Annotated in this window: 22 protein-coding genes; 17 read left to right on the forward strand and 5 right to left on the reverse strand. The window is 56.7% G+C overall.

Annotated elements, in window-relative coordinates:
* The first annotated feature begins 2 nt into the window (after positions 1-2).
* From rimJ to murJ, 4 genes are all read left to right on the forward strand, one after another.
* Positions 3-587 (forward strand): ribosomal protein S5-alanine N-acetyltransferase, encoded by a 585-nt coding sequence (rimJ, locus tag V1566_RS11530; protein ID WP_008500822.1) that lies wholly within the window; start codon positions 3-5, stop codon positions 585-587.
* A 9-nt stretch (positions 588-596) separates the two neighbouring features.
* Complete coding sequence (locus V1566_RS11535) at positions 597-1247, forward strand: YceH family protein (RefSeq protein WP_159513865.1); 651 nt, start codon at positions 597-599, stop codon at positions 1245-1247.
* 2 nt (positions 1248-1249) lie between these two features.
* Complete coding sequence (locus V1566_RS11540) at positions 1250-2173, forward strand: Gfo/Idh/MocA family protein (protein WP_395303374.1); 924 nt, start codon at positions 1250-1252, stop codon at positions 2171-2173.
* 129 nt (positions 2174-2302) lie between these two features.
* Positions 2303-3838 (forward strand): murein biosynthesis integral membrane protein MurJ, encoded by a 1536-nt coding sequence (gene murJ, locus V1566_RS11545; protein WP_024909009.1) that lies wholly within the window; start codon positions 2303-2305, stop codon positions 3836-3838.
* A gap of 59 nt (positions 3839-3897) precedes the next feature.
* Here the strand turns inward: murJ and flgN are convergent, their stop codons facing one another.
* From flgN to flgA, 3 genes are all read right to left on the reverse strand, one after another.
* A complete protein-coding gene (gene flgN / locus V1566_RS11550; RefSeq protein WP_025755834.1) occupies positions 3898-4323 on the reverse strand; it encodes a flagella biosynthesis chaperone FlgN in 426 nt (141 codons plus the stop codon).
* A 4-nt stretch (positions 4324-4327) separates the two neighbouring features.
* Positions 4328-4621, reverse strand: a complete 294-nt coding sequence (flgM, locus tag V1566_RS11555) for a flagellar biosynthesis anti-sigma factor FlgM (RefSeq protein WP_023311133.1) — start codon at positions 4619-4621, stop codon at positions 4328-4330.
* A 93-nt stretch (positions 4622-4714) separates the two neighbouring features.
* Positions 4715-5374: a flagellar basal body P-ring formation chaperone FlgA gene (flgA, locus tag V1566_RS11560; RefSeq protein ID WP_395303375.1), complete on the reverse strand. Its 660-nt coding sequence runs from the start codon at positions 5372-5374 to the stop codon at positions 4715-4717.
* A gap of 157 nt (positions 5375-5531) precedes the next feature.
* On the opposite strand from flgA, the gene flgB reads away from it, so the two are divergent.
* The 11 genes from flgB to flgL all read left to right on the forward strand — a co-directional run bounded on the left by flgB (position 5532) and on the right by flgL (position 15386).
* Complete coding sequence (gene flgB, locus V1566_RS11565; protein WP_023311135.1) at positions 5532-5948, forward strand: flagellar basal body rod protein FlgB; 417 nt, start codon at positions 5532-5534, stop codon at positions 5946-5948.
* A gap of 3 nt (positions 5949-5951) precedes the next feature.
* Complete coding sequence (gene flgC, locus V1566_RS11570) at positions 5952-6356, forward strand: flagellar basal body rod protein FlgC (RefSeq protein WP_008500814.1); 405 nt, start codon at positions 5952-5954, stop codon at positions 6354-6356.
* Positions 6357-6367: 11 nt separating this feature from the next.
* Entirely contained in the window at positions 6368-7078 is a 711-nt protein-coding gene (flgD, locus tag V1566_RS11575; RefSeq protein WP_395303376.1) for a flagellar hook assembly protein FlgD, read from the forward strand.
* A 26-nt stretch (positions 7079-7104) separates the two neighbouring features.
* Positions 7105-8313: a flagellar hook protein FlgE gene (flgE, locus tag V1566_RS11580; RefSeq protein WP_133550296.1), complete on the forward strand. Its 1209-nt coding sequence runs from the start codon at positions 7105-7107 to the stop codon at positions 8311-8313.
* 20 nt (positions 8314-8333) lie between these two features.
* On the forward strand, positions 8334-9089 hold the full coding sequence (locus tag V1566_RS11585; RefSeq protein WP_395303377.1) for a flagellar basal body rod protein FlgF: 756 nt from the start codon (positions 8334-8336) through the stop codon (positions 9087-9089).
* 11 nt (positions 9090-9100) lie between these two features.
* Positions 9101-9883, forward strand: coding sequence for a flagellar basal-body rod protein FlgG (gene flgG, locus V1566_RS11590; protein ID WP_008500810.1), 783 nt, complete (start codon positions 9101-9103; stop codon positions 9881-9883).
* Between the two features lie 57 nt (positions 9884-9940).
* Positions 9941-10639 carry a flagellar basal body L-ring protein FlgH gene (flgH, locus tag V1566_RS11595; protein WP_024909015.1) on the forward strand — a complete coding sequence of 233 codons (699 nt, stop codon included), beginning with the start codon at positions 9941-9943 and terminating at the stop codon, positions 10637-10639.
* Between the two features lie 12 nt (positions 10640-10651).
* Positions 10652-11749: a flagellar basal body P-ring protein FlgI gene (locus V1566_RS11600; RefSeq protein ID WP_029740346.1), complete on the forward strand. Its 1098-nt coding sequence runs from the start codon at positions 10652-10654 to the stop codon at positions 11747-11749.
* A complete protein-coding gene (gene flgJ, locus V1566_RS11605) occupies positions 11749-12702 on the forward strand; it encodes a flagellar assembly peptidoglycan hydrolase FlgJ (RefSeq protein ID WP_032650844.1) in 954 nt (317 codons plus the stop codon). Before V1566_RS11600 ends, flgJ begins: the two co-directional genes overlap by 1 nt.
* A gap of 75 nt (positions 12703-12777) precedes the next feature.
* A complete protein-coding gene (flgK, locus tag V1566_RS11610; RefSeq protein WP_395303378.1) occupies positions 12778-14418 on the forward strand; it encodes a flagellar hook-associated protein FlgK in 1641 nt (546 codons plus the stop codon).
* Between the two features lie 14 nt (positions 14419-14432).
* Positions 14433-15386, forward strand: coding sequence for a flagellar hook-associated protein FlgL (gene flgL / locus V1566_RS11615; RefSeq protein ID WP_395303379.1), 954 nt, complete (start codon positions 14433-14435; stop codon positions 15384-15386).
* 76 nt (positions 15387-15462) lie between these two features.
* Here flgL and V1566_RS11620 read toward each other — a convergent pair whose 3' ends face one another.
* Positions 15463-16677: an MFS transporter gene (locus V1566_RS11620; protein ID WP_395303380.1), complete on the reverse strand. Its 1215-nt coding sequence runs from the start codon at positions 16675-16677 to the stop codon at positions 15463-15465.
* Positions 16678-16822: 145 nt separating this feature from the next.
* Here V1566_RS11620 and V1566_RS11625 point away from each other — a divergent pair, with 145 nt between their 5' ends.
* A complete protein-coding gene (locus V1566_RS11625; RefSeq protein WP_395303381.1) occupies positions 16823-17725 on the forward strand; it encodes a LysR family transcriptional regulator in 903 nt (300 codons plus the stop codon).
* Between the two features lie 41 nt (positions 17726-17766).
* On the opposite strand, the gene rne is transcribed toward V1566_RS11625, so the two are convergent.
* A complete protein-coding gene (gene rne / locus V1566_RS11630; protein ID WP_395303382.1) occupies positions 17767-20877 on the reverse strand; it encodes a ribonuclease E in 3111 nt (1036 codons plus the stop codon).
* 572 nt (positions 20878-21449) lie between these two features.
* Here rne and rluC point away from each other — a divergent pair.
* Positions 21450-22397 (forward strand): 23S rRNA pseudouridine(955/2504/2580) synthase RluC, encoded by a 948-nt coding sequence (rluC, locus tag V1566_RS11635; RefSeq protein ID WP_024909023.1) that lies wholly within the window; start codon positions 21450-21452, stop codon positions 22395-22397.
* The last annotated feature ends 13 nt before the right edge of the window (positions 22398-22410 follow it).

Here is a 22410-nt window from a genome sequence, read left to right on the forward strand (position 1 = left end):
CGATGTTTGGCTATCGCAGTAATGTGCCAAAAGTGCGTCTGACAACGGACAGGCTGGTCGTTCGTCTGGTGCATGAGCGTGATGCCTGGCGTCTGGCGGATTATTACGCCGAGAATCGCCAGTTTTTAAAACCCTGGGAACCCGTTCGGGATGAGAGCCATTGTTACCCTTCCGGCTGGCAGGCGCGCCTCAGCATGATTACGGAATTTCACAAGCAGGGCAGCGCGTTCTATTTCGCGCTGCTGGATCCTGAAGAGAAAGAGATTATCGGGATCGCCAATTTTTCAAACGTGGTGCGCGGGTCGTTTCACGCCTGCTACCTTGGCTACTCCATCGGCCAGAAATGGCAGGGGCAGGGGCTGATGTACGAGGCGTTAACGGTGGCGATCCGCTATATGCAGCGCACGCAGCATATCCATCGCATCATGGCGAACTATATGCCGCATAATCAGCGCAGCGGCAATTTGCTGGCGCGTTTAGGGTTCGAGAAAGAGGGTTACGCTAAAGACTATCTGCTGATAGACGGAGAGTGGCGCGACCACGTTCTGACGGCGTTAACCACCCGGGACTGGACCGCAGGTCGTTAAGGAGAAAAGATGAAGTATCAGCTAAACGGTACAGAAGCGCGCGTGATTGGGTGCTTACTCGAAAAACAGGTCACCACGCCGGAGCAGTATCCGCTCTCTGTCAACGCCGTGACCATGGCCTGCAACCAGAAGACCAACCGCGAGCCGGTGATGAACCTCAGCGAGCATGAGGTTCAGGACGTGCTGGATGCGCTGGTAAAACGCCACTATCTGCGCACCGTCAGCGGCTTCGGCAACCGCGTGACCAAATACGAACAGCGCTTTTGTAACTCCGAATTCGGTGACCTGAAGCTGAGCAGCGCGGAAGTGGCGGTCATCACCACGCTGCTGCTGCGCGGGGCGCAGACGCCGGGGGAACTGCGCACGCGCGCTTCCCGGATGCATGAGTTCAGCGATATGCAGGAGGTCGAGCAGACCCTGGAAGGGCTGGCTTCTCGCGAAGACGGCCCGTACGTGGTGCGTCTGGCGCGCGAGCCGGGCAAACGTGAAAGCCGCTATATGCATCTGTTCAGCGGCGACGTCGATGTCGCTACCGTGGAGAGCGATGCGGGCTCCTCAGCTGGCAATGACACTCTTGCCGCGCGAGTAGAGGCGCTGGAAGAAGAGGTCGCCGGGCTGAAACAGCGTCTGGATGCGTTGCTGGCACATTTGGGAGACTGACGGTGAAAAAATTACGCGTAGGCGTGGTGGGGCTGGGCGGTATCGCGCAAAAAGCCTGGCTGCCTGTTTTAGGTGCGGCGACGGACTGGACCCTGCAAGGGGCATGGTCGCCCACCCGAGAAAAGGCAGAACGTATCTGCGAAACCTGGCGCATTCCTTATGCTGCCTCCCTGCAGGATCTGGCCCGCGAGTGTGATGCGGTCTTTGTGCATACCTCAACGGCAACCCACTATCAGGTTGTGAGCGAGCTGCTCAATTTGGGGGTTCACGTCTGCGTGGATAAACCGCTGGCTGAAAATGTTCAGGATGCCGAGCGGCTGATTGAGCTGGCCGCGCGCAAAAAACTGACGCTGATGGTGGGCTTCAACCGTCGTTTCGCGCCGCTTTATCAGCAACTGAAGGCGCAGTCGGGTACGCTCGCCTCGCTGCGAATGGATAAGCACCGTACCGACAGCGTTGGGCCTAACGATCTGCGCTTCACCCTTCTGGATGATTATCTGCACGTTGTGGATACGGCGCTGTGGCTGAGCAACGGCGAAGCGCTGCTGAAAAGCGGTACCCTGTTGACGAATGACCAGGGGCAGATGGTCTACGCGGAACACCACTTCGCCGTTGAGCATCTTCAGATTACCACCAGCATGCACCGTCGGGCAGGAAGCCAGCGTGAATCCGTGCAGGCGGTGACCGACGGCGCGCTGTATGACATTACGGACATGCGCGAGTGGCGGGAAGAGAAGGGCAACGGCGTGGTGACGCTCCCGGCGCCAGGCTGGCAGAGCACCCTGGAGCAGCGCGGTTTCGCAGGATGCGCCCGTCACTTTATCACCTGCGTGCAAAATCAGACGGTTCCTGAAACGTCCGGCGAGCAGGCCATTCTGGCGCAGCGCATTGTGGAAAGACTCTGGCGCGAAGCCATGAGCGAATAACTCGCTGTAACATCTGCGGATAGTAATTCGTTGAAATCCGGTTAGACTAAGCGCCGCTTGTTGGCTTTGCCGGGTGGCGCTTAGGCTCACCCGGCTTACAAATCCGTATGGTTCTGGAAATTCACGTTAATGAACTTATTAAAATCGCTGGCGGCCGTCAGCTCGATGACCATGTTTTCCCGCGTGCTGGGTTTTGCGCGCGACGCCATTGTGGCAAGGGTATTTGGTGCAGGGATGGCCACGGACGCCTTTTTCGTCGCGTTCAAATTGCCGAACCTGCTGCGTCGTATTTTTGCGGAAGGGGCGTTTTCTCAGGCATTCGTGCCTATCCTGGCGGAATATAAAAGCAAGCAGGGTGAAGACGCGACGCGCGTCTTTGTTTCTTATGTCTCCGGGCTGCTGACGCTGGCTTTGGCGGTGGTGACCGTACTCGGGATGCTGGCCGCGCCGTGGGTGATTATGGTGACCGCGCCCGGTTTTGCCGATACGGCTGACAAATTTGCGCTGACCTCGCAGCTGCTGCGCATCACTTTCCCCTATATTCTGCTCATCTCGCTGGCCTCGCTGGTGGGGGCGATCCTGAATACCTGGAACCGCTTCTCTGTTCCGGCGTTTGCGCCAACGTTTCTCAACGTCAGCATGATCGGTTTTGCCTTGTTCGCCGCGCCGCACTTTAACCCGCCGGTGCTGGCGCTGGCCTGGGCGGTCACCGTCGGCGGCGTGCTGCAGCTGGCGTACCAGCTGCCGCATCTGAAAAAAATCGGCATGCTGGTGCTGCCGCGCATCAATCTCAAAGATGCCGGGGCGATGCGCGTGATCAAGCAGATGGGGCCCGCCATTCTTGGCGTCTCCGTCAGCCAGATCTCGCTTATCATCAACACCATCTTTGCCTCTTTCCTCGTGTCCGGCTCGGTATCCTGGATGTACTACGCCGACCGTCTGATGGAGTTCCCGTCCGGAGTGCTGGGCGTGGCGCTGGGGACCATTCTGCTACCGTCGCTGTCGAAAAGTTTTGCCAGCGGTAACCATGATGAATATTGCCGCCTGATGGACTGGGGGTTACGTCTCTGCTTCCTGCTGGCTCTGCCAAGCGCGGTGGCGCTGGGTATTCTGGCTAAACCGCTAACGGTGTCGCTCTTCCAGTACGGGAAATTCACCGCCTTTGATGCCGCCATGACCCAGCGCGCGCTGATTGCCTACTCGGTCGGATTGATGGGGCTGATCGTCGTCAAGGTGCTGGCGCCAGGGTTCTATTCGCGTCAGGACATCAAAACGCCGGTGAAAATTGCCATTGTGACGCTGATTATGACGCAGCTGATGAACCTGGCGTTTATTGGTCCGCTGAAGCATGCCGGCCTGTCATTATCGATTGGTCTGGCGGCCTGTCTGAACGCCGGGCTGCTGTACTGGCAACTGCGCAAGCAGGATATCTTTACGCCGCAGCCGGGCTGGGGGAGTTTCCTGGTGCGTCTGATCGTTGCGGTACTGGTGATGTCTGCCGCGCTGCTCGGCATGATGTACGTGATGCCGGAGTGGTCTCAGGGCACCATGCCTTACCGTCTGATGCGGCTGATGGCCGTAGTAGGCGTCGGGGTGGTGGCTTACTTTGCCACGCTCGCGGTGCTGGGCTTCAAAGTGAAAGAGTTTGCCCGCCGTACGGCATAAACGCCAAAAGGGGAGTTCACCTTATGGTGCTCCCCGCTGCATGATTTATCGCCCAGGCGTCAAATCGAAATCTTTTTAACTCCCGCAATACGCGCAGTCGCCGTCTGACCATCCGCACCGTACAGTCCGGTTTCTTTATGCGGTTTCAAGACCTCAAGCGCCTGCTGATTACGCTCAATCTGACCTTCCAGTAGCCAGCCGTTGTGCTGGTTAAGGTCGCGCAGGTGCTGGGTTTTTTCGGTAATGGTTTGCCAGCGCTCAACAATATCGTCATTGGCGCTGCGCTTAGGATCCTGCTCAGCGCGGCGCTGCTGCTCCAGATAATCCAGCGTTGCCAGAAGCGAACTTTTGTCTTCAGTAATACGCTGCAGCGCGCTGCCGTTGATGTGACCGGAAGAGAGATGCTGCTGCTCAGCGTCCATTACCGTTTTCAGGTCGTTCAGGACAACCGTCATTTGATCCAGTATTTCTGACAGTCGACTCATACGGTTAGTTACTCTGTAAGAAACTCTGTGCTTCCTGAATCAGGGCATCAGCAATCTTGCTGGTATCCATTTTCAGCTCACCGTTACGAATAGCCGTTTTCAGCGCTTCAACACGTTCCATATTGATATCGTTGCTGCCTGGCTGCATCAGTTTTGCCTGCGCGTCGCTCAGGGTTACGCTGGTGCTGTTGGACGTTGACGGTTTTTCCAGACGCGTTTTCTGCGCAGGAGCGTCATTCGTTTCGCGAGGTTGTACAGCGCTTACCGGCTTCAGGGCTGATGTACGATCAATGCTCATAGTGTTGTCCTCATCGAGGGTTCGCGGCGTTTGCGCCTGACATCATCATTAGTGGAATATTTATCGGCACGCGCCGCGAAATCTTTAAAAAGATTATAGGTTAATCAGAATATTCCCATCAGAATCGACGGTTCCGCTCACCACCTGGCCTGAGGACATTCTGACGCGGGCGTTTTGCGCCACCGCGGCATTGTTTAACGCTTTCCCTTCACTGTTGATGCTAAAGCCATCTCCATTGGCCACCACCATCACCTGTTGACCCGCTTTTACCCGCCATAACTGACGCAGCATTGAGAGCTGTATCGGCTGGCCGGGGGCGACGTCGCGCAGGCTGACGGCGTCCTGTGCCTGGTTCATTTCCAGCATGGTGCGTGGAGGCAGCTGATCCAGACGACCGCGCTTCAACGTCACGCTGTTCGTCTGCAGCACGCTGCCGCGCGCAATCGGCACGGCGGCGACAACATAATTGCCCGTCGCCTGAACTGCAACCTGTAAATAGCGTTTTTCGTTGGCGCAGCGTGCCAGTACGTTGACATTTCCCCACAGTCGGGTGGTCCCCGTCACGCTGAATGACGGTTGGTCACAGGTTGGATACAGATTCGGTGGGGTGCGCACGGTAACGGTAACGTCATCGCTAAAACCCGCCAGCTTTTCAGCAAAAAAAGCCGTCAGCCGATCCTGTAAGCCTTCAGCCTGCACCAGAGGGCTAAACAGCAAGAAAGTTGCCATCAGGGCACGTTTTAACGTTTGCATCGCAAGTTCCACCGTTTCCAGAGTTGAATGAATTCTACCTGCAGTGGTTTTGCATCAACGCAATAAATAGCGACGCATTTTGCGCTTATTCCGTCGATAGGGGAGACCGCGTGAGATTTAAGCTGTGAACTGAAATTTTGCCATCAGCGGAGGAGACATGCTCGATAAACTCGACGCCGCGTTACGTTTTCAGCAGGAAGCGCTCAATTTACGCGCCCAGCGGCAGGAAATTTTAGCCGCCAACATCGCTAACGCCGATACCCCAGGGTTTCAGGCGCGTGATATTGATTTTTCCAGTGAACTCAAAAAGGTGATGGAGCGTGGACGTGCCGAAGGAACGGGTGTTGCACTTGCCATGACATCCTCTCGCCATATTCCTGCTCAGGCGATGACCGCGCCAGCGACCGATTTACTTTACCGCATACCCGATCAGCCCTCACTCGACGGTAACACCGTGGATATGGACCGGGAGCGTACGCAGTTTGCCGATAACAGCCTGAAATACCAGACGGGCCTGACCGTACTCGGCGGACAAATCAAAGGCATGATGAACGTCCTGCAGGGGGGGAACTGATAGATGGCCTTGTTGAATATTTTTGATATTGCCGGTTCGGCGTTAACCGCGCAGTCCAAACGCCTGAACGTGGCTGCCAGTAACCTGGCGAACGCCGACAGCGTAACCGGACCAGACGGCCAGCCTTATCGTGCCAAACAGGTTGTCTTTCAGGTCGATGCTGCGCCGGGCGCGGCGACGGGCGGCGTGAAGGTGTCTGATGTGGTAGAGAGCCAGGCGCCGGACAGGCTGGTGTATGAGCCGGGTAACCCGCTCGCGGATGCCAGCGGATACGTGAAAATGCCAAACGTGGATGTGGTGGGTGAGATGGTGAACTCCATGTCGGCTTCCCGTAGCTACCAGGCCAACGTCGAAGTGCTGAATACCGTGAAGAGCATGATGCTCAAAACACTCACTCTCGGCCAGTAAAGGAGACATGCATGTCCATCGCCGTAAATGTGAATGATCCTACGAACTCGGGTGTGAATAACACCAGGAGTACGACGGGTTCTAACTCCCTCACCGGGAGCAATGCCTCCGATCTTCAGGGCAGCTTTCTGACGCTGCTGGTGGCGCAGCTTAAGAACCAGGATCCCACCAACCCAATGCAGAACAACGAACTGACCACGCAGCTTGCGCAGATCAGCACTGTTAGCGGCATTGAGAAACTCAACACCACCCTCGGCTCCGTCTCCGGGCAGATTAACAGTGCCCAGTCTCTGCAGGCGGCAAGCCTGATTGGCCACGGGGTGATGATCCCGGGAACCACGATTCTGGCGGGCACCAGCACCACCGAAGGCAACACCACTACCACCACCACACCGTTTGGCGTTGAGCTCCAGCAGCCGGCTGACAAGGTGACTGCAACGATCACGGATGCCAATAACGTAGTGGTTCGCACCATTGATATCGGTGAGCTGAAGGCGGGCGTTCACACCTTTACCTGGGATGGCAGCCTGACCGACGGCACTAAAGCACCAAACGGTTCCTACAAAGTCGCGATCAGCGCCAGCAACGGCACGACCCAGCTGGTGGCGCAGCCGCTGCAGTTCGCGCTGGTCCAGGGCGTGATTAAAGGAAGCGACGGCAACAAACTGGATTTGGGAACCTCTGGTTCCACCACACTCGACGAAGTTCGGCAGATTATCTAAGCCTTAACACTTATCAGGAGTAAGTCATGGCCTTTTCTCAAGCGGTCAGCGGCCTGAATGCTGCGGCCACCAACCTGGACGTCATTGGCAACAACATCGCCAACTCCGCGACCTATGGTTTTAAATCCGGTTCTGCTTCATTTGCAGACATGTTTGCCGGTTCCAAAGTCGGCCTGGGCGTGAAAGTTGCGGGCATCACTCAGGACTTTACCGACGGCACCACCACCAACACCGGTCGTGGTCTGGACGTTGCCATCAGCCAGAACGGTTTCTTCCGTATGGTCGATTCCAACGGCTCTGTGTTCTACAGCCGTAACGGTCAGTTCAAACTGGACGAAAACCGTACGCTGGTTAACATGCAGGGCATGCAGCTGACGGGCTACCCGGTAGCGGGTACGCCATCAAAAGTCCAAACCGGTGCCAACCCACAGGCGATCACTATCCCAACAACGCTGATGGCAGCCAAGTCAACCACTACGGCATCCCAGCAGATCAACCTTAACTCTACCGATACCGCGCCAACAGTGGCATTTGATGCGACTAACCCGGATACCTATAACAAAAAAGGGACTGTGACCGTCTTTGACAGCCAGGGTAATGCGCACAACATGAACCTGTTTTACGTCAAAGATGCAGCACCCGCTAACTCCTGGAAAGTGTATTCCCAGGACGGTAGCGTGGCAGGTAGCGCGGCAACGCTGGCAACTACGTTGACCTTTGATAACAACGGTTCGCTGACCGGCGGTGGAAACATTAACTTAACGACCGCGACCATACCTGGTGCAACCCCTGCGACCTTCGCAATGAGTTTTGCTAACTCAATGCAACAGAATACGGGTGCCAACAACATTGTTGCGACCAGCCAGAACGGCTTCAAGCCTGGCGATCTGGTGAGCTATCAGATCAACGATGACGGCACCGTTGTGGGGAACTACTCCAACGAACAGACTCAGGTTCTGGGTCAGATCGTGCTGGCAAACTTCGCGAACAACGAAGGCCTGAAATCGGAAGGCGACAACGTCTGGTCTGCCTCCCAGTCCTCCGGCGTGGCGCTGCTGGGTACCGCAGGCACCGGTAACTTCGGCAAGCTGACCAACGGCGCGCTGGAAGCCTCCAACGTGGATATGAGTAAAGAACTGGTGAACATGATTGTCGCGCAGCGTAACTATCAGTCGAACGCGCAGACCATCAAAACCCAGGATCAGATCCTCAACACGCTGGTTAACCTGCGTTAAGCGGCTAACAGGAAAGCGCAATGGATCACGCAATATATACCGCGATGGGCGCGGCAAGCCAGACGCTCAATCAGCAGGCCGTTACTGCCAGCAACCTGGCAAACGCCTCAACGCCGGGCTTTCGCGCGCAGCTTAATGCGCTGCGCGCGGTGCCGGTTGAAGGGCTCTCCATGCCAACCCGTACGCTGGTGACGGCATCAACCCCTGGCGCAGATATGACGCCAGGGCAGATGGACTACACCTCGCGCCCGCTGGACGTTGCCCTGCAGCAGGACGGCTGGCTGGCGGTGCAAACGGCGGACGGCAGCGAAGGGTATACCCGTAACGGTAATATCCAGGTGAGCGCGACGGGCCAGCTGACGATTCAGGGCCATCCTGTGATGGGGGAAGCGGGTCCGCTGACCGTGCCGGAAGGCTCTGAGCTGACTATTGCCGCGGACGGCACCATTTCGGCGCTGAACCCGGGCGACCCGGCCAACACCGTTGCGCCCGTCGGACGTCTGAAGCTGGTTAAGGCGGAAGGCAAAGACGTGCAGCGTGGCGATGACGGCATGTTCCGTCTGACCCAGGCGGCGCAGGCGACGCGTGGTGCCACGTTACAGGCCGACCCGAGCATCCGCGTGATGTCCGGCGTTCTGGAAGGCAGCAACGTCAAGCCGGTAGCCGCCATGAGCGACATGATTGCCAGCGCCCGTCGTTTTGAAATGCAGATGAAGATCATCAGCAGCGTGGATGAAAACGCGGGCAAAGCTAACCAACTTCTGGCTATGAGTTAACAGGACACCTTATGATCAGTTCTTTATGGATCGCGAAAACTGGCCTGGACGCCCAGCAAACCAATATGGACGTGATTGCCAACAACCTGGCAAACGTGAGCACCAATGGTTTCAAGCGTCAGCGTGCCGTTTTCGAAGATTTGCTTTATCAAACCATCCGCCAGCCGGGCGCGCAGTCTTCTGAGCAGACGACGCTGCCGTCGGGCCTGCAGATCGGTACAGGCGTTCGCCCGGTGGCCACCGAGCGTCTGCACAGCCAGGGCAACCTGTCACAGACCAACAACAGTAAAGACGTGGCGATCAAAGGCCAGGGCTTCTTCCAGGTGCAGCTGCCTGACGGTACCTCTGCTTATACCCGCGACGGTTCGTTCCAGGTCGATCAGAACGGCCAGCTGGTGACGGCGGGCGGTTTCCAGGTTCAGCCTGCGATTACCATCCCGGCGAACGCCCTGAGCATCACCATCGGACGTGACGGTGTGGTCAGCGTGACCCAGCAGGGACAGGCCGCGCCGGTTCAGGTTGGGCAGCTCAACCTGACCACCTTCATGAACGATACCGGTCTGGAAAGCATTGGTGAGAACCTCTACACCGAAACGCAATCCTCCGGTACGCCGAATGAGAGCACCCCGGGCCTGAACGGTGCGGGCCTGCTGTACCAGGGCTATGTTGAAACGTCCAACGTGAACGTGGCGGAAGAGCTGGTGAATATGATCCAGGTTCAGCGCGCGTATGAAATTAACAGTAAAGCAGTGTCGACGACCGACCAGATGCTGCAGAAACTGACGCAACTCTAAGGTGTAGCCCGGTGCGGTAAACGCCGCACCGGCTCCCTGTTTTCGAAGATGAAGGCAATGCAAAAAAACGCGGCGTTTCGTTATCCGATACTGACTGTTCTGGCTGTCACCCTCAGCGGGTGTGCTTTGATCCCGTCTAAACCATTGGTCCAGGGTGCGACGACTGCCCAACCCGTTCCTGGCCCAGCGCCAGTGGTAAACGGCTCCATTTTCCAGACCGCGCAGCCGATTAATTACGGCTATCAACCGCTGTTTGAAGATCGCCGCCCGCGTAACGTCGGCGATACATTGACCATTGTGCTGCAGGAAAACGTCAGCGCGAGCAAGAGCTCGTCGGCGAACGCCAGCCGCGATGGCAAAACCAATTTTGGCTTCGACACCGTTCCACGCTATCTCGAAGGGCTGTTCGGCAACGCGCGTGCTGATGTGAACGCGTCCGGCGGCAACACCTTTAACGGCAAAGGCGGCGCGAACGCCAGCAACACCTTCAGCGGTACGCTGACGGTCACGGTTGACCAGGTACTGGTTAACGGCAACTTACACGTTGTGGGTGAAAAACAGATCGCCATCAACCAGGGCACTGAATTCATTCGCTTCTCGGGCGTGGTTAACCCTCGCACCATCAGCGGCACCAACACCGTTCCGTCCACCCAGGTGGCGGATGCGCGCATTGAATACGTCGGTAACGGCTATATCAATGAAGCGCAAAATATGGGTTGGCTGCAGCGTTTCTTCCTTAATTTATCGCCGATGTAAGCGAGGTGGCCCATGTTTAAATCGATCTTCGCCGTGGCGCTCGCGCTGGTGGCAACCTTTGCCCAGGCTGACCGTATTCGCGATCTCACCAGCGTTCAGGGCGTGCGTGAAAACTCCCTGATTGGCTATGGCCTGGTGGTCGGTCTGGATGGTACCGGTGACCAGACGACCCAGACACCGTTCACCACCCAAAGCCTGAACAACATGCTTTCCCAGCTCGGCATTACCGTGCCGGCGGGAACCAACATGCAGCTGAAAAACGTGGCCGCGGTCATGGTCACCGCGTCCTACCCGGCGTTTGCGCGTCAGGGGCAGACCATTGATGTGGTGGTCTCCTCAATGGGTAACGCCAAAAGCCTGCGCGGCGGTACGCTGCTGATGACCCCGCTGAAAGGCGTTGACAGTCAGGTCTATGCGCTGGCGCAGGGGAACATTCTGGTTGGCGGTGCGGGTGCATCCGCAGGCGGAAGCAGCGTGCAGGTGAACCAGCTGAACGGTGGACGTATCACTAATGGTGCGATCATTGAGCGTGAACTGCCGACCCAGTTTGGCGCGGGCAACACCATCAACCTGCAGCTCAATAATGAAGACTTCACGATGGCGCAGCAAATTGCCGATACCATCAACCGCAGCCGCGGCTACGGTAATGCAACGGCACTCGATGCGCGCACCGTGCAGATCCGTACCTCCACCGGCAGCAGCAACCAGGTGCGCATGCTGGCGGATATCCAGAATATGGAAGTGAACGTTCCGGTTCAGGATGCGAAAGTAATCATCAACTCCCGTACCGGCTCGGTGGTGATGAACCGGGAAGTGTCGCTGGACAGCTGCGCCGTGGCGCAGGGGAACCTCTCCGTGACGGTAAACCGCTCCGCGAACGTGAGCCAGCCGAATACGCCATTTGGTGGCGGCCAGACGGTGGTGACGCCGCAAACGCAGATTGATATGCGTCAGAGTGGCGGGTCACTGCAAAGCGTTCGCTCCAGCGCCAACCTGAACAGCGTGGTGCGTGCCCTGAACGCCCTGGGTGCAACGCCGATGGACCTGATGTCCATCCTGCAATCCATGCAAAGCGCGGGCTGCCTGCGTGCCAAACTGGAAATCATCTAATGCTGACCGATAGCAAACTGTTGACCAGTGCAGCCTGGGATGCCCAGTCGCTCAACGAACTGAAAACCAAAGCAGGAAAAGACCCGGCGGCGAATATCCGCCCGGTCGCCCGCCAGGTGGAAGGGATGTTTGTACAGATGATGCTGAAAAGCATGCGTGAAACCCTGCCGAAAGACGGGATGTTCAGCAGTGATTCAACGCGTCTCTACACCAGCATGTATGACCAGCAGATTGCGCAGCAGATGACCGCCGGTAAAGGCCTCGGGCTGGCTGACATGATTGTGAAACAGACCGAAGCCGCGCAGGGCATTCAGCCTCAGGAGCAGCCGCAGCAGGTGCCGATGAAGTTCGACCTGGAAACGGTGACCAGTTATCAGAACCAGGCTCTGACGCAGCTGGTGCGAAAAGCGATGCCAAAAGCCACGAGCAGCGGCGATGAGCCGCTCTCCGGTGACAGCAAAGACTTCCTGGCGCAGCTTTCTCTGCCTGCGCGTCTTGCCAGCGAACAGAGCGGCGTGCCGCATCACCTGATTCTGGCGCAGGCCGCGCTGGAGTCGGGCTGGGGTCAGCGCCAGATCCGCAAGGAAAACGGCGAGCCGAGCTTCAACATCTTCGGCGTGAAGGCCACCTCCAGCTGGAAGGGGCCGACAACGGAGATCACGACCACCGAATACGAGAACGGTGCGGCGGTGAAGGTCAAAGCAAAATTCCGCGTCTACAGCTCTTATCTGGAAGCATTGTCCGATTATGTCGGCCTGCTGAGCCGAAATCCGCGGTATACCGCCGTTACGCAGGCGGCGACGGCGGAGCAGGGGGCTCAGGCGCTACAAAACGCGGGCTACGCGACTGACCCGAACTATGCACGTAAGCTCACCAGCATGATCCAGCAACTGAAATCCATGGGCGAGAAGGTCAGCAAAGCCTATAGCACAGATATTGAAAATCTGTTCTGAAAGTTCTCAAGTCCCGGTGGAGGTTGCCGATAACCTTCATCAGGACTCGTGTCTGAACGTATAAAAGGAACCCCCATGTCCAGTTTGATTAACAGCGCCATGAGTGGCCTCAGTGCTGCGCAGTCGGCACTCAATACCGTCAGTAATAATATTTCAAGCTATAACGTGGCAGGTTACACCCGCCAGACCACGGTGCTGGGCGCATCTAACAGCACGCTGACCGGCGGTGGCTGGGTGGGTAACGGGGTTTATGTCTCCGGTGTCCAGCGTGAGTATGACGCCTTCATCACCAACCAGCTGCGCGCCGCGCAGACGCAGAGCAGCGGTTTGACGACGCGCTATCAGCAGATGTCAAAAATTGATGATGTGCTCTCCGATACCACCAACTCGCTCTCCACCACCCTGCAGGACTTCTTCAAAAGTCTGCAAACGCTGGTGAGCAACGCGGAAGATCCGGCTGCACGTCAGACGGTGCTGGGTAAAGCGGGTGGTCTGGTCAATCAGTTCAAAACCAACGATCAATATCTTCGTGACCAGGATACGCAGGTCAATACCGCGATTGGGACCAGCGTTTCCCAGATCAACAACTATGCCAAACAGATTGCGAACCTGAACGATCAGATTTCCCGTCTGACCGGCGTCGGTGCGGGCGCATCGCCTAACGATCTGCTTGACCAGCGCGATCAGCTCGTCAACGAGCTGAACAAAATCGTGGGCGTGGAAGTGTCTGTTCAGGATAGCGGTACGTTTAACATCTCTTTCGGTAACGGTTACAGCCTGGTTCAGGGCAGTAAAGCCAACCAGCTGGCTGCCGTGAAGTCGAGTGCCGATCCGGCTCGTACCACCGTAGCCTATGTCGATGACGTGGCGGGTAATGTCGAGATCCCCGAGAAATTTATCACCACCGGTTCTTTGGGCGGTTTACTGACCTTCCGCACGGAAGACCTGGATAAAGCGCGTAACACTCTGAATCAGATGGCGCTGGCCTTTGCCGATGCGATGAACACGCAGCATGAAGCCGGTTTTGATGCAAACGGTGATGCGGGCGGTAAGCTGTTCAACTTTGGTTCTCCGGCGGTCCTGTCCAACAGCAAGAACGGCGGCTCGGCCGTTGTCACGGCCTCCGTGGCGGACAGTAAACAGGTTCAGGCGACAGACTATAAGCTGCAGTTTAACGGCACTGACTGGACAGTTACCCGCACATCAGACAAAACCAGCTTTACGATGAGCCCGGATGCCAGCGGTAATCTGTCGTTTGATGGTCTTAACGTCAACGTCAGCGGCACGGCAAATACCAAAGACAGTTTCACCGTGAAGCCTGTTTCCAACGTCATCATGAACATGGATCTCGCGATCAGCGACGAGTCCAAACTGGCGATGGCATCGGTGCAGAACGGCGGCGAAAGTGACAACCGTAACGGACAGAAACTGCTCGATCTGCAAAACGGCAAAGTGGTGGGGGGGAATAAAACCTTCAACGATGCGTATGCCTCTCTCGTCAGTACCGTCGGTAGCTCAACGGCGTCACTGAAAGTGAGTAGCCAGACGAAAGCCAATGTGGAAACACAGCTAATCAAGCAGCAGCAGACCATCTCTGGGGTAAACCTCGACGAAGAGTATGGCAATTTGCAGCGTTATCAGCAGTATTACCTGGCCAATGCCCAGGTATTACAAACTGCCAGTACGCTCTTCGATGCAATTATCAACATTCGTTAAGGTTGAGGTGAACAATGCGTATTAGCACCCAGATGATGTATGAGCAGAACATGCGTGGGATCACCGATTCCCAGAGCAGATGGTTGAGCTACGGTGAGCAAATGTCCACTGGTAAGCGCGTCAATCGTCCTTCGGACGATCCTATCGCCGCGTCGCAGGCCATCGTTCTGTCACAATCTCAGTCGCAAAACAGCCAGTTTGCACTCGCGCGTACCTTTGCAACGCAGAAGGTCTCGCTGGAAGATAACGTGTTAACTCAGGTGAACACCGCGATCTCAAGCGTGCGCGAGAAGTTAGTTTACGCGTCGAATGGCACATTAAGCGATGACGACCGTCTGTCTCTGGCAACCGATATTCAGGGGATCCGCGATCAGCTGATGAACCTGGCCAATACGACGGATGGTAATGGTCGCTTTATCTTTGCGGGATACAAAACCGAGAGCGCACCGTTTGATGCCGCGACCGGGGATTACAACGGCGGCGCGGAGGCCATCACGCAACAGGTTGATACGGCGCGAAATATGACCATTAGCCATACCGGACAGCAAATTTTCGAAAGCATTACCAGTAATGCGGAACAGCTGCCGGGCGGTGGATATGGCCAGACCAACATGTTCAAAATCCTGGATTCTGCCATTGCGTCGCTGAAGACACCGATTGAGAACGATCCGGCTGCCGCAACGGCGCAAAACCAGGTGATTACCAATGCGCAAATCGGCATTAAAAACTCCCAGAACAACGTCCTGACGGTCGTTGCGGATGTGGGAACCAAGATGAACGAGCTGGAAAAACTCGATACGCTGGGTGATGACCGCGCGCTGGGTCAGACCAAGCAGATGAGTGACCTGGTGGATGTTGACTGGAACGAAGCGATTTCTTCTTACACCATGCAGCAGGCGGCCTTGCAGGCGTCTTATAAAGCGTTTAGCGATATGCAGGGCATGTCTCTGTTCCAGCTGAACAAATAACATCTTGACCTCTTAGAGCATGTCTTGAAACTGGGCATGTTTTACTGCCCAATCCGTCTGGATTGGGCATTTTTTTTTATGCAACTTCCGCCGGTGCGGAGGCGACTCGTGCGCTTTCTATCAGACGGATTGCCAGCGCAATGACCCCACAGACTGTCGCCAGCGCGACCACGCCCGTCCAGCCAGCCAGCGAGTAGATATTGCTGCCTAACGCGGAACCCAGCGCCATCCCGATAAAGACCACCGTAAAGAGCAGGGCATTGAGACGACCCCGCGCCTGCGGTTCAAGACTGTATACCAGGTTCTGGTGAGCGACCAGGCTGGACTGCAGGCCCAGGTCGAACCCGACGGCAGAGACGGCGATCAGCATCAGCTGTCCATGAACGCCCAACGCGGGCATCAGGAACATCAGGGCGAATGAGACGGTTACAAGAACTGCACCAAGCTGCGTGACTTTTCCTGCGCCGAGTTTGTCCGCCAGACCTCCTGCCAGCGGGGCAGCTAACGCGCCGGCGGCACCAGCAATACCAAAGCCCCCCGCGACGGCACTGCCCAGGTGATAGCGTTCCAGCAGCATGACCGCAAGCGTAGACCAGAAGGCGCTAAAGGCAATCGACAGGAAGCCCTGAGCCAGCGCCGCACGGCGCAGCGCCGGATAGCGACGCCACAGATGTTCCATTGAGCGCATCAGCGCGGGGTAGCTCAGCGTGGAGTGAATGGCAAAACGGGGAAGCACAAACCACATCATCACCCCGATGAACGCAATGCTCGCCGCCGCCAGCTGGTACATGACGCGCCAGCCAAACGCTTCGCCCACCACGCCGCTCACGGTTCTTGATAATAAGATACCCATCAGCAGCCCGGTCATTACCGTGCCCACGGTTTTCCCCTGTTTACCTTCCGGCGCAAGGATGGCCGCGGCAGGGACGATATCCTGTGCTATGGTGGCGGCCATGCCGATGAGCAGGCTTGCCAGCAGCAGAGAATGGATCTGCCCGGTCAGGCTACAGCCGAGAAGAAACAGCGCCAGCGCCGCACTCTTTATCAGGATTAACGTCCTGCGGTCGTGGCGATCGCCGAGCGGTAGCAGGAACAGGATCCCCAGGGCATATCCCGCCTGGGTGAGCGTCGGGACCAGGCCCATTCCTTCGATACTCAGGTGAAGGTCTGCGCCCATCAGCGGCAGCAGAGGCTGGGCATAATAGATAGATGCCACGCTGAAACCTGCACCTATCGCCAGCATTAAGATTACCCAGCGGCTCACGGCATGGGCGGCGGTTGTTGTGTTCATAAGATGTTCCTCATTCGTCGTGTGAGGCTATTTTTTATCAGTATGCCTTGCGACGGTAGCGGTCCCGGTGGTAAAACGCTTATACGTTGAACGTATAAGTAAAAATGAGATGAAAAGAGCTGAGCGTATAGACAGGGTGGAGTTAATGCGGACCTTTGTCCGTATAGTGGAGGCGGGTTCCCTCTCTGCGGCGGCTCGGCAGTTGGCCACCACCCAGGCCACGGTGAGCAGACGGTTACAGTCGCTGGAGACCATGCTGGGCGTGCGCCTGATATTGCGCACCACCCATACAACGCGACTGACGGATGACGGCGAACGCTGCTATCAGCACGCCCGTCGGGTGATTGACAGCTGGCTGGCGCTGGAAGATGAGGTGGGGCAGACGGAAGATGAGCCTGTAGGCGTGTTGCGGGTGCGGGCACCCCACGCGTTTGGTCAGGACCAGCTTCTGAAACCCGTAACCGAATTTTTGCAACGCTACCCGCAGCTTTCGATTGAGTGGATGCTCAACGATCGGTCGGCGGACTTCCTCGGCGACAACCTTGACTGTGCTATTCGGGTGGGCGTGGAAGTCGATCCGGCGACCGTATCCGTGCTGCTGGCGGAAGTGCCGCGCTCGGTGGTGGCTTCTCCGGCACTGCTGGCCCGTTTTCCAACGGTTACCACGCCGGAGAATTTGCAGCAGTTTCCCTGGATAGCGATTAGCTCTTTCTACCAGCGCCATGTGGAGCTTTTTCACGATGCATCACCTGCCACCGCGCGAGTGGCGATTACCCCACGCCTCAGCACCGATAGCCTGTATGTCGCACGCAATACGGTGCTCACCGGCCTTGGCGTGGCGGTAGTATCCAGCTGGACGGTACAGGATGATATTCGGGAAGGGCGGCTGGTGCATTTGCTGCCAGACTGGCAGCCAGCGGCGTTACCGGTGCATCTGGTTTATCCCTGGTCCCGTTATTATCCGGCACGCTTGCGGCGTTTTCTGGAGTTGATGCGGCAGGTCATGCCGGAGGTCACCGGGATGAGAAAGCCCGTGCAGCAGCCATAAAAAAAGCCGACCCTAAGGTCGGCTTTTTACTTTCAGCGTTGTTATTCGACAGACTGCGGACGCGTTGCCGGTGCAGTCGCCTGATGCGTTGCACTGTGGCCGCCTGCAGCGCCTTTACCGTCGAAGTTGAACTCCGGACGTACCCAGTCACTGTGACGCGGGGATTCTGGCACGTAATCCGGCGCCGGGGCGCGCGTCATTGGTGCTGTCGCCACGTGGGCAGCGGCTGGCGCAGAAACAACCGGCTCAGGTTTCACCTCAGGCGCTTTCGCTTCTTCGATAACCGGTTCAACCTGAATCTCAACGTCCTGAACGACTTCTTCAGTGGTGGTTTCAACGAGGGTTTCAGCGGTGTCTTCCACTGCGGCTACAGGTTCAGCCTCTTCAGCGACTTCCTCAGCCACCACGGCATCTTCTTCGGCGATAAGCTGCGGTGCGGCATCAACCGGCGCGGCAATCACTTCTGGATGAGTGGTTTCAACTTCCACTGCGTGAGGTGCTTCCGTTTCAACAACCTGAGGTTCAACCACGGTTGCCGCTTCAGTCACGACGTCTTCTACCGCAGCTGCGGGTGCAATCACCTCTTCGGTTACAGGCTGTTCTTCAACAACCTGCTCCGGGCGAGCAACCGGGTAGCGGATCCAGACCTTACCGGAGGCCATTTCTGGTGAAGCACAGGCAATGGTCAGGGGCATTGGCGACTGAGTCGGGTAACGCTCGTCACGATAGCGACGACGGCGCTGACCGCTGACGCGCAGATGACGTGGAGAACGGCGTGAACGGCGCGGCATACCGGCGTTATCACGGTTTTCACCGTTATCATCTTGCTCAACGTTGTTTTCAACGACCGCTGGCAGATCAACTTTCGCCAGCTGCGTACCGGTTGTGCTCTCGCTGTTTTCAACCGCAACAATGGCTGACTCTTCGGTTACTTCAGAGGCGAAGCGAACTTTCTGAGCAAGCTGGCGCTGCTTACGACGCGGCATTACCTGGGTACGTTCTTCCTGCTCGCCGTCCTGCTGTTCAACAGGCTCTTCGCGGTTCAGGTTTTTGACTTCCTGCTGTGCCTGACGCTTCTCGTCGTTACGACGACGGCTGCGTTCACGGCGCGGCTGCTGGTCATCACGCTGTTTGCTCTTCTCAGACTCATCGCCCGCCTGCTGGCGAATTTCACGATCTTCAACATTCGGCTGTTGTTTCTCGCGACGGTTGCGGCGGTTGTCTTCGCGTTGCTCACGGCCTTCGCCATTGTCAGAGCGATTGTCACGACGCTCGCTGCGGTCATTACGATCGCTGCGGTCGTTACGATCGCGGCGGTTGTTTTGACGCTTGCGACGGTCCTGCTGACGCTCCGGTTTGGCCGCTTTAGGCTCTTCTTTCGGCTGCTCTGGCTGAACTTCTTCTTCAGCAAACATCTTCTTCAGCGCGCCAAAGAAGCGGCTCAGCAGACCCGGCTGTGCCGGCTGGGCTTTCGCTGCAGCTGCTTCTGGTTTCTGCGCTTCAGGTTTGGCAGCAGGTTTTTCCAGAGCGGCTTCCGGTGGCGCTTCTGGCATGATGAAGGTCGCTAACGCAGGCTGCTCTGGCAGTTTGCGCTCGGCAGGCTCTTCATCGGATGGCAGGGCCATCTCTTCTTCATGCAGCTTCGGCAGCAGGTAGCTGAGGGTGGTCGTCTCTTCGCCCTTACGCACACGCAGCACGTGATAGTGTGGGGTCTGCATCTGGTCGTTTGGCACGATGATGCAGCGAACGCCGCCCTGACGCGCTTCGATCGCACTTACCGCTGCACGTTTTTCGTTAAGCAGGTAAGAGGCAACGGGCACCGGCACAATGGCGTGAACCTCTTTGGTGTTCTCTTTCAGCGCTTCTTCTTCAATCAGACGCAGGATAGAGAGAGACAGAGATTCGTTATCACGCACGGTACCGGTGCCGGAGCAGCGCGGACAAACGTGATGGCTGGACTCACCGAGAGACGGGCTCAGACGCTGACGGGACATCTCCAGCAGGCCAAAGCGTGAGATATGGCTAATCTGGATACGTGCCCTGTCCTGACGCACCGCTTCGCGCAGACGGTTTTCAACCGCACGCTGGTGGCGAACAGGGGTCATGTCGATGAAGTCGATAACAATCAGACCACCCAGGTCGCGCAGGCGGAGTTGGCGGGCGATTTCATCAGCGGCTTCGAGGTTAGTGTTGTAGGCGGTCTCTTCGATATCGCCACCGCGCGTTGCGCGCGCAGAGTTGATGTCGATAGCGGTCAGCGCTTCAGTGGTATCGATAACGATAGAACCGCCGGAAGGCAGACGCACTTCACGCTGGAAGGCGGATTCAATCTGGGATTCGATCTGATAGTGGCTGAACAGCGGGATTTCACCGGTGTACAGTTTAATTTTGCTGGTGAAATCCGGACGACCCAGCGCGGCGATGTGCTGGCGCGCCAGCTCAAGCACTTTCGGGTTATCGATAAGAATCTCACCGATGTCCTGACGCAGGTAATCACGGAAGGCACGCACGATAACGTTGCTTTCCTGGTGGATCAGGAACGGAGCAGGGCGGCTTTCCGCAGCTTTCTGAATGGCTTCCCAGTGCTTCAGACGGAAGCTCAGGTCCCACTGCAGCGCTTCGGCGGATTTGCCAACGCCTGCGGTACGCACGATAAGCCCCATGCCATCAGGCAGTTCGAGGCTTGCCAGCGCTTCTTTCAGTTCGGTACGGTCATCACCTTCGATACGGCGAGAGATGCCACCCGCACGCGGGTTGTTAGGCATCAGAACCAGATAGCTCCCTGCCAGGCTGATAAAGGTGGTCAGTGCGGCACCTTTGTTGCCACGCTCTTCTTTATCAATCTGAACGATAACTTCCTGACCTTCACGCAGAACATCTTTGATGTTTGGGCGGCCATGGGCGTTGTAGTTTGCGGGGAAATATTCGCGGGCGATTTCTTTCAGAGGGAGGAAACCATGACGCTCAGCACCGTAATCGACAAATGCAGCTTCAAGGCTTGGTTCAATGCGGGTGATTTTACCTTTGTAAATGTTCGCTTTTTTCTGTTCGTGTCCAGGACTTTCGATATCCAGATCGTACAGGCGCTGCCCATCCACAAGGGCGACACGCAACTCTTCTTGCTGAGTTGCGTTGATTAACATTCTTTTCATCGTAACTTACTCGTTATTCTTACATTGACGACAAAGCTGCGGGCAAGGTGACGCTTTCCGGGGTATGAACCGATGGCCTCGTGTCTGTTCACGTCGCCAACCTCACGGTTGTCGCTCGCTTAAGAGGCGCAGAGTGTCGGTTGCCTGTGTTTCATACGGAAACACAGCGCAATTATCAGGGGAATTGCCTGGGTAGAACTCTCCAGAGAACAATCCTTATACCGGGAAGTACTGCAACCCGCAGCCCGCTAACTGCCTGAAAGATCAATACGTCTTACGCCATTGCTGCGTTGATGATCGGTCAGACAAAATTGGTCATTCCGTCAACATCCTTACTTAACCAGGATTTAACACGGAAAACAGCCTCATTATTCCACTGCTCGCCGGGTTATAGCAAGATGACTTTTACCAATTATCACCCGGTTACTCACAGTTTCTTCACTTCAGAATGGCGATTGGTTTAATAACCACCAAATCGGTTGCGCGAAACGGGGAGCTGGCCGGATAAAAGTAAATATAAGCATAGAAAAATGAGTGGCGCTAATGGCTGACGATATTTAGAATCGCCAACCATGAAAACAGAGACTCCAGCCGTAAAAATGGTTGCTATCGCCGAAGATGACGCGGGGCAACGTATCGATAACTTTTTGCGCACCCAGTTGAAAGGTGTGCCAAAGAGCATGATTTACCGCATCCTGCGTAAGGGCGAGGTGCGGGTTAACAAAAAACGCGTGAAGCCCGAGTACAAACTCGAGGCGGGCGATGAAGTGCGTATTCCGCCGGTGCGCGTTGCGGAACGTGAAGAAGAGACCGTTTCACCGAAGCTACAGAAAGTGGCGGCCTTAAGTGATGTGATCCTTTACGAAGATGACCACATTCTGGTGCTCAATAAACCGTCAGGAACGGCTGTCCATGGCGGTAGCGGTCTGAGCTTCGGCGTGATTGAAGGGCTGCGTGCCCTGCGCCCGGAAGCGCGCTTCCTTGAGCTGGTGCACCGTCTTGACCGTGACACCTCTGGCGTACTGCTGGTAGCGAAAAAGCGCTCTGCGCTGCGTTCGCTGCATGAACAGCTGCGAGAAAAAGGGATGCAGAAAGACTACCTGGCGCTGGTTCGCGGTCAGTGGCAGTCTCATGTAAAAGTGGTGCAGGCGCCGCTGCTGAAGAACATTCTGCAAAGCGGCGAACGCATTGTCCGCGTGAGCCAGGAAGGGAAACCGTCTGAGACGCGCTTTAAAGTTGAAGAGCGCTATGAGTTTGCCACGCTGGTGCGCTGCAGTCCTGTGACCGGTCGTACCCACCAGATCCGCGTGCATACGCAGTTTGCAGGGCACCCAATCGCCTTTGATGACCGCTATGGCGACCGCGAGTTTGATAAGCAGCTGGCGGGGACGGGGCTGTCGCGTCTGTTCCTGCATGCGGCAGCGCTGAAGTTTACCCATCCTAATACGGGGGAAGTCATCCGTATTGAAGCGCCGCTAGATGAGCAGTTGAAACGCTGTCTTAAAGTTCTGCGCGGCTGATTATGTGGCGGGT

The organism is Enterobacter sp. ECC-019, from assembly GCF_043974075.1.
Lineage (GTDB): Bacteria > Pseudomonadota > Gammaproteobacteria > Enterobacterales > Enterobacteriaceae > Enterobacter > Enterobacter asburiae_D.

Coding starts and splice junctions, on each gene's coding strand:
- flgG (WP_008500810.1), top strand. CDS start 9,101: ATGATCAGTTCTTTATGGATCGCGAAAACTGGCCTGGACGCCCAGCAA.
- flgN (WP_025755834.1), bottom strand. CDS start 4,323: ATGAGTCGACTGTCAGAAATACTGGATCAAATGACGGTTGTCCTGAAC.
- flgE (WP_133550296.1), top strand. CDS start 7,105: ATGGCCTTTTCTCAAGCGGTCAGCGGCCTGAATGCTGCGGCCACCAAC.
- V1566_RS11535 (WP_159513865.1), top strand. CDS start 597: ATGAAGTATCAGCTAAACGGTACAGAAGCGCGCGTGATTGGGTGCTTA.
- V1566_RS11600 (WP_029740346.1), top strand. CDS start 10,652: ATGTTTAAATCGATCTTCGCCGTGGCGCTCGCGCTGGTGGCAACCTTT.
- rluC (WP_024909023.1), top strand. CDS start 21,450: ATGAAAACAGAGACTCCAGCCGTAAAAATGGTTGCTATCGCCGAAGAT.
- flgC (WP_008500814.1), top strand. CDS start 5,952: ATGGCCTTGTTGAATATTTTTGATATTGCCGGTTCGGCGTTAACCGCG.
- V1566_RS11620 (WP_395303380.1), bottom strand. CDS start 16,677: ATGAACACAACAACCGCCGCCCATGCCGTGAGCCGCTGGGTAATCTTA.
- flgB (WP_023311135.1), top strand. CDS start 5,532: ATGCTCGATAAACTCGACGCCGCGTTACGTTTTCAGCAGGAAGCGCTC.
- flgD (WP_395303376.1), top strand. CDS start 6,368: ATGTCCATCGCCGTAAATGTGAATGATCCTACGAACTCGGGTGTGAAT.
- murJ (WP_024909009.1), top strand. CDS start 2,303: ATGAACTTATTAAAATCGCTGGCGGCCGTCAGCTCGATGACCATGTTT.
- V1566_RS11625 (WP_395303381.1), top strand. CDS start 16,823: ATGCGGACCTTTGTCCGTATAGTGGAGGCGGGTTCCCTCTCTGCGGCG.
- flgL (WP_395303379.1), top strand. CDS start 14,433: ATGCGTATTAGCACCCAGATGATGTATGAGCAGAACATGCGTGGGATC.
- rne (WP_395303382.1), bottom strand. CDS start 20,877: ATGAAAAGAATGTTAATCAACGCAACTCAGCAAGAAGAGTTGCGTGTC.
- V1566_RS11585 (WP_395303377.1), top strand. CDS start 8,334: ATGGATCACGCAATATATACCGCGATGGGCGCGGCAAGCCAGACGCTC.
- flgJ (WP_032650844.1), top strand. CDS start 11,749: ATGCTGACCGATAGCAAACTGTTGACCAGTGCAGCCTGGGATGCCCAG.
- flgA (WP_395303375.1), bottom strand. CDS start 5,374: ATGCAAACGTTAAAACGTGCCCTGATGGCAACTTTCTTGCTGTTTAGC.
- flgK (WP_395303378.1), top strand. CDS start 12,778: ATGTCCAGTTTGATTAACAGCGCCATGAGTGGCCTCAGTGCTGCGCAG.
- flgH (WP_024909015.1), top strand. CDS start 9,941: ATGCAAAAAAACGCGGCGTTTCGTTATCCGATACTGACTGTTCTGGCT.
- rimJ (WP_008500822.1), top strand. CDS start 3: ATGTTTGGCTATCGCAGTAATGTGCCAAAAGTGCGTCTGACAACGGAC.
- flgM (WP_023311133.1), bottom strand. CDS start 4,621: ATGAGCATTGATCGTACATCAGCCCTGAAGCCGGTAAGCGCTGTACAA.